Origin of the sequence: Halomonas sp. AOP22-C1-8 (genome assembly GCF_052378905.1) — a bacterium.
Lineage (GTDB): Bacteria > Pseudomonadota > Gammaproteobacteria > Pseudomonadales > Halomonadaceae > Vreelandella > Vreelandella citrativorans.
In genome coordinates this window covers 92815-108275 of the sequence record NZ_JBQSYD010000007.1, presented here as the reverse complement: position 1 = coordinate 108275, position 15461 = coordinate 92815, and the positions used below count along the sequence as shown (strand labels likewise).

Here is a 15461-nt window from a genome sequence, read left to right as displayed (position 1 = left end):
AACCTAATACGACTTTTGCCAACGGAAACCTCTGATTAACGTAATGAGCACACTCGTTAGTCAGAGGTTTTCTGGCGTTTCGGTACTATTACCGTGCAGGTATGAGAGGCGATATCTGGCCAACTGCGCCGTTGCTTATCGACAAGCACCCACCCATAGCCCGTGCCCAGCGCCGCCAGCGAAAGCCAAGCCGTGACACAGCGAACAAGGCCTTGCTTAAGGGTGATTTTTTGCCCGTTCGGTGCTTGCACGCGCAGGTGCCATGCCTGCATACCCAGCGTCATGCCGCTACGAGACCAGAAAAAGCAGAAGAAAAAAGTGACGGAGACCAGTAACAGCGCGCGCAGGCTCCAAACCGATAGCGCAGAAGCACCCACGGCTTCAACGGGCTGCCCCAACACCAGTCGAAAAAAAGCCAGATGGACAATGGTTACAATCAGCCAAAGCGCCACCACCAACACGCTGTCGTAGAGCAGAGCGCCCAGGCGGCGACCTAAACCAGCGCCCATGACGTCAGCCATTACGGCGCAGGAAGTAAACCCCAACAGCAGCGCAGGCGAGTGTTGGCACCAGCACTGCCCATACGGGCGAAAACCCAAAGATCGTCGACGCAGGCGCAAGCAGATCCTGCATATATTTAAATGACAGCCCGGTCACGACGCCATAAAAGACGCGAGTCCCTGCCGCTACAGTACGCAGCGGGCCAAACACAAAGGACGCCGCTATCAATACCAGCGATCCCATGGTGAGGGGCATTAAGACTTTTTGCCAAAAGTACAACAGCGGTTGATCCGCCGTTAAGCCTTGCTCTTGAAGGTAGCGTGAATACGCCCATAGCTCGCTGGGTGCCTGACTATCGACCGAGCGCAGCAGCCGCTCTAACTGCACCGGCGTAATCTGTGTTTCCCAAACAGCACTGGCCTGATAGTCGGATTCAGTGCGGTCATCATAGATACGTGTCGTGGTGATGTTTGCAAGCCGCCAAGCGCCCTCTTCCCAGTGCGCCCGGTCAGCGTGGGTGGCTTCCACCAGGCGGCGCCCATCAAACCGGTAACGGGTTAAATCAAGCACGACCTCATCGGCCCGTATGGCACCAAATCGGTAAACGCTGTCGCCTTCAAACTGCCAGCCGCTACGGCTGGCGGGTTGAGCGCTTTCCCCCTGGCGCTGCTCAAGCCGCCACGCTTCGGCAAACTGCTCGGTGCGCGGGCTTACAAACTCAGCAACCAGTAGCACGGCCACAACCACCAGCAACACCGGTTTCATCACGCCCCAAACGATGCGCGCCAGCGAACGACCTGAAGCACGCATCACGGTCAACTCGTTGCTGGAAGCCATACTTCCCAAGCCAATGAGCGCGCCTATCAGTACCGCTACGGGCGCGTATTGATAAAACCGCCAAGGCACGCGCATCAGTAGATAGAGAAACACATCAAACGCGGTAAAATCCCCTTGTACGTCGCTCAGGTCGCCAATGTAGGCAATGGTGATATCCAGCCCCAGCAGGACAAACTGCACAACGATAATTGCCCCCAGCACGTTGCGAGCGATGTAACGATCCAGACGATCAGCCAGCATTAGCGCATCCCCTTACGTTGTGAGCGCCACAAAAGCAGCAAGCCGAGGCCTAAAAACAAGAGATGCACGGGCCAAACGCCAACCAATGGCGAGAGCTTTCCACTGCCAATCGCATCGACCGCTGCAAGCAGTAAGCTCAAATAAGCCACATACAAAAATACCGCCGGTAGTAGCTTGGCAAACCGGCCCTGGCGTGGGTTCACCCGAGAAAGCGGCTGGGCGATGAGCGCTAATACAAAGACCATGAACGGCAAGCCGGTACGCCACTGAAACTGCGCCTGGGCGCGTGGGTTAGGATCATCCCAAAGCGCCGCGGTGGTAGCGTACTCAATAGAATCAAACTCCTGAAGGCCGCGACTTAACCCCAGGCGCATCGTATAGCGTTCAAACGTTAGCCGTTGAGCATCCTGCTGACCCGGCACTACACCGTAACGCTCGCCATTTTCCAATATTAAAAAGCGGCTGCCCGTTTCAACGCGCGTTTCCTGATACCCCGAACCGGCCCGAGTAACAAAGCTATGTGGATTTTCTGTATTAGGCCGTTCATGAACCAACACCTCCTGCATCTCGGTGCCATCGCTGCTGAAATCGCTGATATAAGCGGTACGCCCACCACCGAAATCCTGGAATCGCCCGGGCGCCAGTACCGATACATCCAACCGGCTGCGCTGCTCTTCAAGCGTCGCTGCCGTTTGCAACGCCCCAGCGGGGGTTAGCCACAAGCTACAAAAGCCCACCAGCACCGCCACTACCGAGGCGGGCAGCAACGTTACTCGCAACAGCCGCAGAGGGCTCATGCCACAGGCCACCATCACGGTGATTTCGCTGTTCATGTACATTTGGCCATAGGCCAGCAGGATGCCCAGAAAGAACGCGAGCGGCAGCACCAGTTCCATAAAGCCAGGTAGGTGAAACACCATCAAGCTACCCAGAATGGTAACGGGGATATCTCCCTCCGCCGCGTCAGAGAAGTAACGAATAAAACGACTGCCCATAATGACCAGCAGCAAGATACCTGCCACAGCCGACATGGTGAGTAACACTTCGCGAGTTAAGTACCGAAATAAAATCAATGCCCTCTCCGGCTAATCGTGCAGGATGCCATGCAATGCGCCCATGGCTTGGGTACACTAACCCAACACCCAGTACGGGGCATTATCCCGAATCCCTCGATGCTTGTCTTGTTGGAGACGTTATGGAATTTTCCGTTCAGACCGCCAATCCGGCCAAAACCGAAACGGCTTGTCTCGTCATCCCCATGTTTAAAGGTAGCGACTTGTTGCCCACGGCCGCCAGCCTGGACGACGCCAGTGAACGTTTAATCGGTCAGTTGCTTGAGCGCGGCGATTTCGATCCTACTCTTGGCAACGTACAGATGATTCCTTTCGCGCCGGGGCTTTGCGCAGAACGGCTTTTGTTAGTAGGCCTCGGAGAGCGCGAAAAGTGCCAGGAAGGCGCCTTTTTAAAAGCGCTGGATGCGGCCATGGTGGCGCTGACCAAGCTGCCAGCAGATGAAGCAAGCATCGCATTTAATGATGTTCCTCTTGAAAGCCGCGACAGCAGCTGGAAAGCGCGCAAGGTACTGGAGGCCGCGGAGCGCGCGGTTTACCGCTTTGACCAGTTTAAGTCGCAGCCAGCGCCTTTAGCGCGCCTTAACGCACTCACGCTTTTTAGCGAGCCTGAAAACGCGACGCTTACCCAGCAAGGCGCCCAGATTGGCGCAGCAATTGGCCAAGGCATCAACTACGCCCGTACGTTGGGCAATTTACCTGGCAATGTGTGCACGCCAAGCTACCTTGCCCAACAGGCCGAGCAGTTGGGCAAGACATCCAACGGCGCGTTAGAGGTGGATATTCTCGACGAAGAGGCGCTGGATGCCCTCGGCGCTGGCTCACTACTGTCGGTTGGCCGAGGCAGCCACGAACCTACGCGCTTGATTGTCATGAAGTACAACGGTGCGACGGAGCGTGAAGAAGCCCCCCACGTCCTGGTAGGCAAAGGGATCACGTTTGATACCGGCGGCATTTCTCTGAAACCCGGCGAAGGCATGGACGAAATGAAATTCGACATGTGCGGCGCCGCCAGCGTATTCGGCACCGTGAAGACCATGCTTACGCTCAAGCCCAGGCTCAATTTGGTCTTTATTGTCGCCGCCGCAGAAAACATGCCCGATGGCCTTGCCACCAAGCCTGGCGATATTATTAAAACGCTGAAAGGTCTAACGGTTGAAGTGCTTAATACTGATGCCGAGGGCCGCTTGGTACTTTGCGACGCACTGACCTACGCCGAGCGCTTTAAACCAGCAAGCGTTGTCGATATCGCCACGCTAACAGGCGCGGTAATTGTTGGCCTGGGCCACCACGCGACGGGCCTGCTCTCCAACGATGACGACCTGGCGCTCGATTTGCTGGAGGCCGGTGAAGCTTCCTGGGACCGCGCCTGGCATTTACCCTTGTGGGATGAGTACCAGGAGCAGTTGGAATCCAACTTTGCGGACCTGGCCAATATCGGCGGGCGCCCGGCAGGTACGATTACCGCCGCGTGCTTTTTATCGCGCTTTGCCGACCATTTCCCATGGGCGCACTTGGATATCGCCGGTACCGCTTGGCACTCGGGCAAACAGAAAGGCGCCACCGGCCGCCCGGTTGGCCTGCTTTCCCAGTACCTGCTAGACCGTGAAGCCGACGGCCAGGTAGAAATCAGCGCCAACTAATCGCACAGATCGTGCGCTCAATGGTTGCCTTTGAGTGCCACAACCGTTAAATCTGGAAGTATTAGCGTGTGCTCTATCGTTTATGGCACGCGCTACGCTAACGACACGCTTATATCGCCCTTCGGGGCCTGGCTCTAGCGGAGAAAACACGCCGTGCCCACTAGCTCTACGACTCGTTTTGAAATCCTGCCGTCCAATCAGCCAACGGCCGACAGCATTCGTGACAACATCCTGACCAACCCAGGTTTTGGCAAGCACTTCACCGACCACATGGTCAATATCCGCTGGACGGTCGATGCCGACTGGCACGGCCATCAGGTGCGCCCTTACGGCCCGCTGACGCTCGACCCGGCCGCATCGGTCCTGCATTACGGCCAGGAAATTTTTGAAGGCATCAAAGCCTACCGCCATGCCGATGGCTCGGTCTGGACCTTCCGCCCGGAGAAAAACGCCGAGCGTTTTCGCCGCAGCGCCCGCCGCCTGGCACTGCCGGAACTCTCCGATGAAGACTTCATTGGCTCCATCAAGGCGCTGCTGGCTCAGGACACGACCTGGGTGCCCACGCCGTCAAGCGATGCCGACGAATGCAGCCTTTACCTTCGCCCGTTCATGATCGCCTCGGAAGCTTTCCTGGGCGTGCGCCCGGCTCATGAAGTGGACTACTACGTGATCGCATCTCCGGCGGCGTCCTACTTCAAGGGCGGTATCAGCCCGGTTTCCATTTGGCTCTCCTCGCACTACAAACGGGCAGCCCCAGGCGGCACCGGCTTTGCCAAGTGCGGCGGTAACTACGCAGCCTCGTTGGCCGCGCAAAAAGAGGCCGAAGCTCACGGCTGTGGCCAAGTGGCCTTCCTTGACGCTGAGGAAAGCAAATGGGTTGAAGAGCTGGGCGGCATGAACCTGTTCTTTGTTTTCAAGGATGGACGCTTGGTGACGCCACGCTTAACCGACACCATTCTGGAAGGCGTTACCCGCAACTCAGTGCTCACGCTTGCGAAAGACGAAGGTTTAACCCCCGAAGAGCGCCCCATCAGCATTGACGAGTGGCGCGAAGGCGCGGCGTCCGGCGAGATTAGCGAAGTGTTCGCCTGCGGAACCGCGGCGGTTATCACTCCGGTGGGCGAGCTGGTGACGGAAAATGAGCGTATTCGCCTGAACGGCGACGGTGGCAACGAAGTGGCCATGCGCATTCGTAAAAAGCTGCTCGACGTGCAGTACGGGCGCAGTGAAGACAAACACGGCTGGCTCACCCGGTTGGTGTAATGCCTCCCTCCGCCGCCAGCCCTGGCGGCGGCACTGTTTTAAACGCGTTTTGAAAGAGCTGGAGCCGCTATGGCGCGCATCGATTTTTATATCCTCCCGGATACCACCCTGGAAGCGCGTTTGGCATTCGCCTGTAAGCTGGCCGAAACCATTTGGCGTAAGGGTTACCGGCTACACCTTCACTGCGAAGACAAGGCCTTGGCCGAGCAGGCTGACGCAGCCCTGTGGAATTTTCGCGAAGACGCCTACCTGCCCCACGCGCTTGAAGACAGCGAGATGGCGGCCAGCGTACCGATAACGCTGGGTTGGCAGACACTGCCCACGCCCAAAGAAGAAACTGCGCTCCTCAATCTGCATCCCGATATTCCTGATGGCGTTGAGCGCTATGCGCGCGTTGCCGAAATTATCAACCAGCATCAACACGTTCTGGTCGCCAAACGCGCCTGCTGGCAGCGCTATAAAGAACTGGGCCACGAAGTGGTGCCGCATAAGCTTGGGTAATGCCAGAGCTCAGCGAAAGCGCCCAATCAACCCCCGAAGAACATAATTCAGGTCTTGTTGATCGAAAGGATCAAACGGTATGAGCCAGCCCTCAACTCAGGATTCAATACTCCTGCCTGAGCTTCGCCAATTAATCGACATAGCAAGAGAGCGGGCAGCAATATCCGTCAATGCTGAATTAACGCTTCTCTATTGGCAATTAGGCAACCGCATTCATCGGGAAATTCTGAGGCAAGAGCGGGCCGGTTATGGTGAGCAAATTGTCTCTTCACTGGGGAGACAATTAACGAGTGAGTACGGCCGTGGATTTTCGGCAAAGAATCTACGCCATATGATCCGCTTCGCCGAGACATTTCCTGAAGAGAAGAAAGTCTCCGCACTGCGGAGACAGTTAAGCTGGACCCATATAAAAAGCCTGATTTATCTCGACGATTCGCTCAAGCGCGATTTTTATATCGAGCTATCTCAGCTTGAAGGCTGGTCGTCCCGTCAGTTACAGCAGCGCATCCAATCAATGTTATTTGAGCGAACCGCTATTTCCCGCAAGCCGGATGAAACCATTCATCATGAGTTACAAAACCTGCGCAACGCTGGCCAACCCTCACCACAGCTACTGTTGAAAGATCCTTATGTGCTGGATTTTCTCGGCTTAAATGATCGTTACCTGGAGCGAGATCTGGAAGACGCTATTCTTCGCGAGATTGAGCAGTTTCTTCTGGAGCTGGGCGCAGGATTTACGTTTGTGGCGCGCCAAAAGCGCATTCAGATTGATGACGAGGATTTCTACATTGATTTGCTGTTTTACAACCGCAAGCTTAAGCGGTTGGTAGCGATCGACCTTAAACTGGGGCGCTTCAAGGCTGAATTTAAAGGCCAGATGGAGCTTTATCTGCGCTGGCTGGCTAAACATGAGCAAGAAGCTGATGAAAATCCGCCGCTAGGAATCATTCTCTGTGCCGGTAAGCAACAGGAACAGATTGAACTGCTGGAGCTAGATAACAGCGGTATTCACGTGGCGGAATACCTGACCGTCCTACCATCCCGCGAGGCCTTGCAGGCCAAACTGCATCAATCTATTGAAAGCGCTCGAGCTCGCTTATCGAGCGAACAGGAGTAGTTCTCTTTGGATACTCAGTTTTAACAACAATAACTCAACGCACGAGAGTACTAATGCAGACCTCCTCTAGGCTAACCCGCTACCCACTGGCAGTTATCGTCCTCGCTCAGCTGTTTGGCACCTCGCTGTGGTTTAGCGTTAATGGCGTTGGCTTGGCATTGCAGGAGGCGGTGGGTCTTAGTGAAGGTGATCTCGGTTTACTGACCATCGCGGTGCAGGCCGGGTTTATCACCGGTACGCTACTAATCGCCATTACCGGCCTTGCCGACCGCATGCGGGCAAGCCATCTGTTTGCGCTGTCAGCGGTGCTCGGTGCGCTTATCAACGCGGCATTTATTGGCGTTGCCGACAGCATAACGCTGGCGGCAGTGGCACGCTTTGCCACCGGCCTATGCCTGGCAGGCATCTACCCGCTGGGCATGAAGCTGGTGGTGAGTTGGACACCTTCGCATGCGGGCGCGGCCCTGGGTTGGCTTGTCGGCATGTTAACGCTAGGCATCGCCTCGCCCCATTTACTGCGCGGATTAACGTTGCATCTGCCCTGGCAATGGCCACTGCTATTGGCATCGCTGTTGGCACTGGTCGCAGCGTTGATGGTTTTCCGGCTAGGTGTTGGCCCCCACCTACCCGCCAAAGCCGGAAGCGGGCGCCCCTGGGCCGGGCTTGGTGCGTTCAAGCAGCGTCCGTTTCGCAAGGCCGCGCTGGGCTACTTCGGCCACTGTTGGGAGCTTTATGCATTCTGGGCGTTGGTGCCCTTTTTGGTTAGCCGCGAGCTTGAGCGGCTCAATGCATCAGCAAGCCTGCAGCCGTGGCTAAGCTTTGCCGTTATTGCCCTTGGCCTGCCTGGCTGCGTGTGGGCAGGCCGCTGGAGCCGGAAAGCGGGTAGCGCCCACGTTGCGTTTGTGGCGCTATTAACATCGGGCGTACTTTGCCTAGTTTACCCGCTATTGGGCAGCCTTTCACCCTGGTTACTGCTGGCGCTGCTGGGCGTTTGGGGCGTTAGCGTGATAGCCGATTCAGCGCAGTTTTCGGCGCTGGCATCGGCCCACGCGCCCGCCGAACGGCTGGGCGCGGCCCTGGCCATGATGAACGCTATCGGCTTTGGTTTGACCATTCCCTCCATTGCCTTGGTAACCGCCCTTTGGGCAAGCCAGAGCGTGGCGGTTATCTGGTGGTTGTTGCCAGGCCCTGTGTTGGGTTTAATCGCGATGCGTGGGTTACATCTCCCCTCGGCAAAGGCCTGACGCTCTGCCTCTTATCGCGCTATACTTGTCACCATTTTTTGCACGTTGTGAGCCGACTCCCCATGGAAAAGACCTACCAACCCGAACAGATTGAAACCCACTGGTATCAGCGCTGGGAAGCCGATAACCGCTTTGCCCCTTCGGGTAAGGGCGCGCCTTTCTCCATCATGATTCCGCCGCCCAACGTCACCGGCAGCCTGCACATGGGCCACGCGTTCCAGGACACCATCATGGACACCCTGACGCGCTGGAAGCGAATGCAGGGTAACAATACGCTGTGGCAGGTAGGTACCGACCACGCCGGTATCGCCACGCAAATGCTGGTTGAACGCAAGATCGCGGCAGAAGAGGGCAAAACGCGCCACGACCTGGGCCGCGATGCGTTTATTGATAAAGTTTGGGAGTGGAAGGAAGAGTCTGGCGGGCACATTACCCGCCAGCTGCGCCGCATGGGCGCCAGCGTTGATTGGAGTCGCGAGCGCTTCACCATGGATGACGGCTTCTATAAAGCCGTTCAGGAAGTCTTCGTGCGCCTGCATGAAGAGAAACTGGTTTATCGTGGTAAGCGGCTGGTCAACTGGGACCCGACGCTGCACACGGCGATTTCCGACCTGGAAGTGGAGAACAAGGAGCAGCAAGGCAGCTTCTGGCACTTCCGTTATCCGCTGGCCGACGGCGTTAAAACCGCCGATGGCAAGGATTATGTCGTGGTGGCCACTACTCGCCCCGAAACTCTGCTGGGCGATACCGGCGTTGCGGTTAATCCAGAAGATGCGCGATACGCCTCGCTGGTGGGCAAATTTATTGAGCTACCGCTGGTGGGCCGCCGCATCCCTGTAGTGACCGACGAACACGCCGATATGGAGAAAGGTTCGGGTTGTGTGAAAATCACCCCGGCCCACGACTTCAATGACTATGAAGTCGGCAAGCGCCAAAACCACCTGCTGATCAACGTCTTTTCCAAAGACGCCACGATTCTTGAGCAGGCGGAAATCTTCAACCTTAAAGGCCAGCCCCAGCCGGAAGAAGACGCTAGCCTGCCCGCCAAGTACTCAGGCCTTGACCGCTTTGAAGCACGTAAGCAAATTGTTGCCGATATGGACGCACTTGGCCTACTGGAGCAAGTGGAAGCCGTCAACAACACCCTGCCCTATGGCGACCGCTCGGGTGATGTGATTGAGCCGCTGCTGACTGACCAGTGGTTCGTGGCAGTCGAAGACCTTGCCAAGCCCGCTATCGAGGCGGTGGAAAAAGGCGACATCCAGTTCGTGCCCAAGAACTACGAAAACATGTATTTTGCATGGATGCGCGACCTGCAGGATTGGTGTATTTCCCGCCAGCTATGGTGGGGCCACCGTATTCCGGCATGGTATGACGCCGAAGGTAACGTCTACGTTGCCCGCACCGAGGCCGAAGCCCGAGAGAAGCACGGCCTGAGCGCTGATATAGCGCTGACTCAGGACGAAGACGTGCTGGACACCTGGTTCAGCTCAGGCTTATGGACCTTTGGCACACTTGGCTGGCCAGAAAAAACCCCGGAACTTGAAACCTTCCACCCCACCAGCGTGTTGGTGACAGGCTTTGACATCATCTTCTTCTGGGTAGCCCGGATGATTATGATGACCCTAAAGTTCACCGGCCAGGTGCCCTTCAAAACCGTGTATGTCCACGGTCTAGTACGTGATGGGCAGGGCCAGAAGATGTCCAAATCCAAGGGCAACGTACTCGATCCAATTGATCTTATCGACGGCATTACGCTGGATGCACTGCTTGAAAAGCGCACCGGCAATATGATGCAGCCGCAAAAAGCCAAGGCGATTGCCAAAGCGACCAAAGACGAATTTAAAGACGGCATTGAAGCCCATGGCACCGATGCGCTGCGCTTTACGTTCCTCTCGCAGGCCACCACTGGGCGCGATATTAAATTTGATATGAACCGCTTGGAAGGGTACCGCAACTTCTGCAACAAGCTGTGGAACGCCTCGCGCTACGTGCTCATGAATGCCGAAGGCGAAGATTGCGGCATCGCTTCTCAAGGTCAGGGCAGCGAGGTGGAACTGTCGCTGGCTGACCGCTGGATCATTTCCGAGCTGCAGAAGACCGAAGCCCAGGTGACCAAGGCGATGGACGAATACCGCTTTGACCACGCCTCGCAAGCGCTCTACGAGTTTGTCTGGAATGAGTATTGCGACTGGTATCTCGAGCTTTCCAAACCAGTGCTGTGGGACGAAAATGCCTCCGCTGAAGCCAAGCGCGGCACACGGCGTACCTTGGTGCGCGTGCTGGAAACCATTCTACGCTTGGCGCATCCGATGATGCCGTATATTACGGAAGAGATTTGGCAGCGCGTCTCCCCCTTGGCGGGCACGTTTATGGGTGAAGGCGCTTCGTTGATGCTTCAGGCATGGCCGGAAGCCGATGAGAACAGGATCGACGAGCAGGCCACCCGCGATATCGAATGGCTCAAAGGCGTCATTATCGCCGTGCGTAACATTCGCGCCGAGATGAATATTTCCCCCGGCAAGCCGCTGGACGTTCTGTTAACCAAGGGCAAACCGGAAGATGCCAAGCGCCTGGAAAGTAACCGCCATTTCCTGGCCAAGCTGGCCAAGTTGGAAAGCGCGACCTGGCTTGAAAACCCAAACGATGCCCCGCTTTCAGCAACGCAATTAGTGGGCGATATGGAAGTTCTGGTGCCGATGGCCGATTTGATCGACAAAGACACCGAGCTTGCCCGATTGAATAAAGAGATCGAAAAGCAGGACAAGCTGATGGTTGGCATTGAGAAAAAGCTGGGCAACCCCGGGTTTATGTCTAAAGCCCCCGATGCCGTCGTCGAAAAAGAGCGCGGCAAGCTAGCCGAGTTCCAAGCGGCCAAGAAATTGCTGGAAGAGCAACGGGCCAAGATCAAGGCATTGTAAGCTCTCCCCCACCGGCCTTTCAAAAAACGCCCGGCTCCTTTCTGGAGCCGGGCGTTTTTTATGCTCGGCGTGTTCACCGTATGCGCTCTTTGAACCGGGATAAAACGACTTGTTACTCTTTTCCGTCCGGGTCGGTTGAATAAGCTTTTACGAATGTCTCCAACACGTCACGTACTACCTTACGCTGAGCAGCCGGTAGATTACGATACAGCGACAGCACGTGACGCTCCTCGTTACTGAAAGATACCTCCCAAGCAGCATGCGGCTCACTGACGCGATGGGCACTTCCTTCTCCATAGCGCAGATAGTGCGGATCAATACACAGCCACTTCGCTAAAAGTTGCAGTTTGTCCTGATTGGGAATCGAATCACCACGCAACCAGCGCCTAACTGCCTGGAAAGTGATGGGTCTTCCCCAGTAGCGCAAATTGAACTCGCGTTCTAGAGTCGACGGCCGAACATCATATCCCGCCGAAACCATCGCTATTTTTAAACGCTCCGCAAACATTAGCTTTTCATTCATGCCCACAATGTGAATTGATTATTCAATAATGGTTGAATAGCAGTTCACCTTTTGATTGAATCATTAATTCAATTTTGAGTTTTGGATCATTCCGGCTGCTTCGCGGAGCTGTAAGCGGCAAGACTTGACGTTACAGGAGGCTTCAAGATGGGTGAGATAATTTATCTGCGGGACCAGCATTTTGCAGAATTTCACGATAAATGCTTTTTACTCTTGTCTGCGTCTAATCACATCGAACTTTCTAGGCAGTTAACGAAAACGCTTCACCATATGTTAGTGACCAAAAACACACCTGTCGCTTTATATCACTATCTCCCTACCGGGCAGTTGCGTTTGATCTACTATTTTTCCTTTGGCAGTAATATTGAGTACGAAGATGAAATAAGCTCGATCCGGTCCTTTGAAGCCCTATCCCATTCACAGCTGACGTATTATGCATTAAACGGAGAGCATGAAACCTGGGGCTACGTTGCTCACCCGCCATCCTCGTACATAGGCTCTACACACTGGATCAGCTCGCTGGTAGATATAGCAATGCATCAATTGGGTTTATTAAGTGCTAAATGTATCGACAGGCAGCAGGCAAAGCTAAAAACATCGCGAAGACTACTCAGCAAGGATATCCATCTCTTCACAAACATTGAGGAAATTCTCGATCGGCATCACCAAAGATGGCGTGATATTTTCCATGCATGCGGTATTTGTCTAGCCTCTCAGGGCGCGCTCCATCGCTTTGGTCACTGCCCTTCTGACCATCAGCTGTTGCAGCAGCTGTCATGGTTAAGTAATGACGCTGAGCAAACGGATGTCATCGAATTCGAGGGCAGCCATCAGGGAAGTCTCGCGGTCAAGTTGAGCCTAGCTGGCACGCATCACGGATGGTTGCTCTTGTTTAGAGACCAACCCTTTACCAATAAGCATGTCGATAGTGCCATCCATCGAGCACTGAGCTGCTGGCTTACCTACGAGGCTCGTATGGCGCGAGTACTGGCAGACGATTTGGCACTGACCATCGCTGCATTAGAAATATCTCATACTAACAGGCAGTTTATCACAACCGCTCAGCAATTAGCGTCACTGAAACCTGCTATCCATTCAGCGCCCCGCGCGGTCACATCGGCGGAGCAGAACAACAAATAACGCACAGCGCGACGGAAACGCCATCGTTCAAGTAAGCTTTTAAAACGTTCGCTCGGGCCTACTGGACAAGCCCCCTCAACGGTTGAAGAGTGGACTACTGATATTCCGGATCACGAAATACCAGTAGCCCAACCATGGAGGGATGCTTATTTACCTTCACGCCAGCCGCCAAGCACTCGGCTATCCGGGCCGAACAAGACCAACCGGTCATGGTCAATGAGATAACGATAGGCGCCTTCCAGCATGTTCGTTACCTGCGCGGCGTTTTCCATATCGGGGCACGCCATACGCGTGCTCGCCAGCTCTTTTACATCGAAGCGGTGCCCTTCGCCCAAGCTTATCTGCCCCGTAAAGCGGTTACAGCCGTCATAACCGGCAATCGTTCCATCGCGAGAGATTTCAAAAAACGGCGTTTCGTTAAACGCTAATTTCTCATCTGTTCCGATCAACAAAAGATCCCAGCGCTGATCTACTATCGCTCCTGAAAGCTCCGCACTGCTCGGTGCTTCATGCCCCTCTTGAGGCGCGGGCGAACTGCTGCATGCGCTCAAAAGCAAAGCCGCCGATACACACAAGGGCAGCAAGCAATGACGCAGCGTTAACGTCTTCATGGACATAATCGTCACCTTATAGGTTTTACCAGTTACCGCTGTTTTCCATGGAAGCCCATGGCTCTTGAGGTGCTAGCGTGTCACCCTTTTGCAGTAGCTCGATTGAGATACCGTCAGGCGATTTTACAAATGCCATGTGCCCATCCCGTGGGGGGCGGTTAATAGTAACACCGGCGTCCTGGAGCTTCTGACAAAGCGCGTAAATATCGTCTACCCGATAGGCCAGGTGACCAAAATTACGGCCGCCAGTATAGGTTTCAGGGTCCCAGTTATACGTCAATTCAAGCTCGGGAGCGGAGAGCTGCGCAGAGCGCTCTTCATCTTCGGGGGCGGCAAGAAAGATCAGCGTAAAGCGGCCTTTTTCGTTCTCTTTACGGCGTACTTCTTTAAGACCCAGCAGGTCACAGTAAAAGTAAAGCGATGCATCCAGATCGCTGATACGTACCATCGTGTGTAAAAACTGCATGTTATTTCCTTTTCATTAAGACCGGTGAATGAATGTTAACGCGGATATCCATTATGTGGATGGAAACAGAATAGGCCTTAACCAGCAAATCTTGTGCATATCAGATGGCTTATGCCCAAATGCTCATCAAAGCTCATTATTCAGCCCGACCTACACCACTATCGGTTTAAATGACGGCCTGCTTTAACCAACCATTAGACAGATTTAGTATACAAGGTCGAATTCAAAGAAAAATCTGTATAGTGCTATTTGAGGGCTATCTCAAAGGAGACGTTAGTGGACTCAATCACACAGGCGGCGTTGGGCGCTGCGATTGGCGGTGCGGTGCTGGGTCGGCGCTTGGGCCGTAAAGCCATTCTCATAGGGGCACTAATGGGCACACTGCCCGACCTGGACGTAGCGCTGGACTATGGCGATGCTATCGCTAATGTGACCGAGCACCGTGGATTTAGCCACTCGTTATTTGTACTGACCGGACTCGCGACGTTACTAGCCCTGCTTAGCCGCCGTTTTGCCCCTGCACGCGATATTTCCTTCATCCACTGGTGGTGGTTTTTTACACTCACGCTAATCACGCATCCACTGCTTGATGCTCTGACCACCTATGGCACGCAGCTCTTCTGGCCGCTAGAAACATCACCGGTCGCTTGGCCGATTGTATTTATCATTGACCCGCTCTACACCCTGCCTCTTCTAATTGGTTTAATCGTAGGCATCGCGTCAAAACAGGTACAAAAGTACGCTACGGCCGCGCTGGCTGTCTCAAGCGTTTACTTATTACTAGCAGCCGGAGCGAAGCTGAACATTGAGCACCGGCTGGCAACGGTTCTTGCCGAGATGGGGCTAGAGGAGGCGCCTTTACTGGTTCAACCAACCCCTTTTAACACGGTGCTATGGCGGGCTACCGTGGTCAATGAGGATCACTACTATGAAGGTCTGATTAGCGTATTTGATGGCAAGCGTCAGCCACGTTTGGAGCCGTTATACCGCAATATAGCGCTTGAAGAGAGTGCGTTGGCGGGCCCGCTTGGCCAGCGGCTAATGTGGTTTACTGGCCCTTTTTTGCGCTATGACACCATCAATATTGAGGGACATGAAACATTAATTGCTACCGATCTTCGGCTGGGCTATCCCGGCTTTCACCCGTTCAGCTTCACCCTCGCAGCGCTGCAGGATGACACATGGATACCTGTGGATGTCAGCGAGCAGATCGAGACTGCACGTGGGCTGCAGCTAAATATGCTGTCGCGTCTCGCAGCAAGGGCCGCTGGAGATGCCATGGCGCTTTGTGCAAGCGACTTTATCTCGCCTGAGTGGCGCGCTGCCCCGCGTCAATACCACTGCTAAGCGGTGGCCACCGCACCGCTAGCAGTGATGGCTGATA

At 54.9% G+C, this 15461-nt stretch carries 14 protein-coding genes; 8 read left to right on the top strand and 6 right to left on the bottom strand.

Translation table 11 applies throughout. From position 1 onward, the window contains the following. Positions 1 to 56: 56 nt before the first annotated feature. The 3 genes from ACT3TY_RS05935 to lptF are packed head-to-tail and all read right to left on the bottom strand — an operon-like array spanning position 57 to position 2651. Positions 57 to 509, bottom strand: a complete 453-nt coding sequence (locus tag ACT3TY_RS05935) for an RDD family protein (RefSeq protein ID WP_444627625.1) — start codon at positions 507 to 509, stop codon at positions 57 to 59. 4 nt (positions 510 to 513) lie between these two features. Next, positions 514 to 1578: an LPS export ABC transporter permease LptG gene (gene lptG, locus ACT3TY_RS05930; protein WP_444627623.1), complete on the bottom strand. Its 1065-nt coding sequence runs from the start codon at positions 1576 to 1578 to the stop codon at positions 514 to 516. Next, positions 1578 to 2651: an LPS export ABC transporter permease LptF gene (gene lptF, locus ACT3TY_RS05925; RefSeq protein WP_087109935.1), complete on the bottom strand. Its 1074-nt coding sequence runs from the start codon at positions 2649 to 2651 to the stop codon at positions 1578 to 1580. Before lptF ends, lptG begins: the two co-directional genes overlap by 1 nt. Before the next feature lie 122 nt (positions 2652 to 2773). Here lptF and ACT3TY_RS05920 point away from each other — a divergent pair, with 122 nt between their 5' ends. The 6 genes from ACT3TY_RS05920 (at position 2774) to ACT3TY_RS05895 (ending at position 11337) form a co-directional block, all read left to right on the top strand. Further along, the gene (locus ACT3TY_RS05920) at positions 2774 to 4291 is read left to right on the top strand and encodes a leucyl aminopeptidase (RefSeq protein WP_444627622.1); all 1518 of its coding nucleotides are present in this window, start codon (positions 2774 to 2776) and stop codon (positions 4289 to 4291) included. A 153-nt stretch (positions 4292 to 4444) separates the two neighbouring features. Further along, on the top strand, positions 4445 to 5554 hold the full coding sequence (locus ACT3TY_RS05915) for a branched-chain amino acid aminotransferase (protein ID WP_172118567.1): 1110 nt from the start codon (positions 4445 to 4447) through the stop codon (positions 5552 to 5554). Positions 5555 to 5623: 69 nt separating this feature from the next. Continuing rightward, complete coding sequence (locus ACT3TY_RS05910) at positions 5624 to 6055, top strand: DNA polymerase III subunit chi (protein WP_087109941.1); 432 nt, start codon at positions 5624 to 5626, stop codon at positions 6053 to 6055. Between the two features lie 79 nt (positions 6056 to 6134). Continuing rightward, positions 6135 to 7172, top strand: coding sequence for a PDDEXK nuclease domain-containing protein (locus ACT3TY_RS05905; protein WP_172118565.1), 1038 nt, complete (start codon positions 6135 to 6137; stop codon positions 7170 to 7172). Between the two features lie 53 nt (positions 7173 to 7225). Then, complete coding sequence (locus ACT3TY_RS05900; protein ID WP_441677901.1) at positions 7226 to 8416, top strand: MFS transporter; 1191 nt, start codon at positions 7226 to 7228, stop codon at positions 8414 to 8416. Positions 8417 to 8478: 62 nt separating this feature from the next. Further along, entirely contained in the window at positions 8479 to 11337 is a 2859-nt protein-coding gene (locus tag ACT3TY_RS05895; protein ID WP_444627620.1) for a valine--tRNA ligase, read from the top strand. 112 nt (positions 11338 to 11449) lie between these two features. Here ACT3TY_RS05895 and ACT3TY_RS05890 read toward each other — a convergent pair whose 3' ends face one another. Next, entirely contained in the window at positions 11450 to 11845 is a 396-nt protein-coding gene (locus tag ACT3TY_RS05890; RefSeq protein WP_441677897.1) for a transcriptional regulator, read from the bottom strand. A gap of 162 nt (positions 11846 to 12007) precedes the next feature. On the opposite strand from ACT3TY_RS05890, the gene ACT3TY_RS05885 reads away from it, so the two are divergent. After that, positions 12008 to 13000 carry a hypothetical protein gene (locus ACT3TY_RS05885; protein ID WP_444621808.1) on the top strand — a complete coding sequence of 331 codons (993 nt, stop codon included), beginning with the start codon at positions 12008 to 12010 and terminating at the stop codon, positions 12998 to 13000. Between the two features lie 146 nt (positions 13001 to 13146). Here the strand turns inward: ACT3TY_RS05885 and ACT3TY_RS05880 are convergent, their stop codons facing one another. After that, positions 13147 to 13617 (bottom strand): META domain-containing protein, encoded by a 471-nt coding sequence (locus ACT3TY_RS05880; protein WP_441677893.1) that lies wholly within the window; start codon positions 13615 to 13617, stop codon positions 13147 to 13149. Between the two features lie 19 nt (positions 13618 to 13636). Then, entirely contained in the window at positions 13637 to 14077 is a 441-nt protein-coding gene (gene gloA / locus ACT3TY_RS05875; RefSeq protein WP_441677891.1) for a lactoylglutathione lyase, read from the bottom strand. 276 nt (positions 14078 to 14353) lie between these two features. Here gloA and ACT3TY_RS05870 point away from each other — a divergent pair, with 276 nt between their 5' ends. Then, the gene (locus tag ACT3TY_RS05870; protein WP_441677889.1) at positions 14354 to 15424 is read left to right on the top strand and encodes a metal-dependent hydrolase; all 1071 of its coding nucleotides are present in this window, start codon (positions 14354 to 14356) and stop codon (positions 15422 to 15424) included. Positions 15425 to 15461: the final 37 nt, after the last annotated feature.

Bases quoted from the DNA above. Each gene is read 5' to 3' on its own strand.
- ACT3TY_RS05935 (WP_444627625.1), bottom strand. From the start codon at position 509: ATGGGCGCTGGTTTAGGTCGCCGCCTGGGCGCTCTGCTCTACGACAGC.
- lptG (WP_444627623.1), bottom strand. From the start codon at position 1,578: ATGCTGGCTGATCGTCTGGATCGTTACATCGCTCGCAACGTGCTGGGG.
- ACT3TY_RS05920 (WP_444627622.1), top strand. From the start codon at position 2,774: ATGGAATTTTCCGTTCAGACCGCCAATCCGGCCAAAACCGAAACGGCT.
- ACT3TY_RS05910 (WP_087109941.1), top strand. From the start codon at position 5,624: ATGGCGCGCATCGATTTTTATATCCTCCCGGATACCACCCTGGAAGCG.
- ACT3TY_RS05905 (WP_172118565.1), top strand. From the start codon at position 6,135: ATGAGCCAGCCCTCAACTCAGGATTCAATACTCCTGCCTGAGCTTCGC.
- ACT3TY_RS05900 (WP_441677901.1), top strand. From the start codon at position 7,226: ATGCAGACCTCCTCTAGGCTAACCCGCTACCCACTGGCAGTTATCGTC.
- ACT3TY_RS05895 (WP_444627620.1), top strand. From the start codon at position 8,479: ATGGAAAAGACCTACCAACCCGAACAGATTGAAACCCACTGGTATCAG.
- ACT3TY_RS05890 (WP_441677897.1), bottom strand. From the start codon at position 11,845: ATGTTTGCGGAGCGTTTAAAAATAGCGATGGTTTCGGCGGGATATGAT.
- ACT3TY_RS05885 (WP_444621808.1), top strand. From the start codon at position 12,008: ATGGGTGAGATAATTTATCTGCGGGACCAGCATTTTGCAGAATTTCAC.
- ACT3TY_RS05880 (WP_441677893.1), bottom strand. From the start codon at position 13,617: ATGTCCATGAAGACGTTAACGCTGCGTCATTGCTTGCTGCCCTTGTGT.
- gloA (WP_441677891.1), bottom strand. From the start codon at position 14,077: ATGCAGTTTTTACACACGATGGTACGTATCAGCGATCTGGATGCATCG.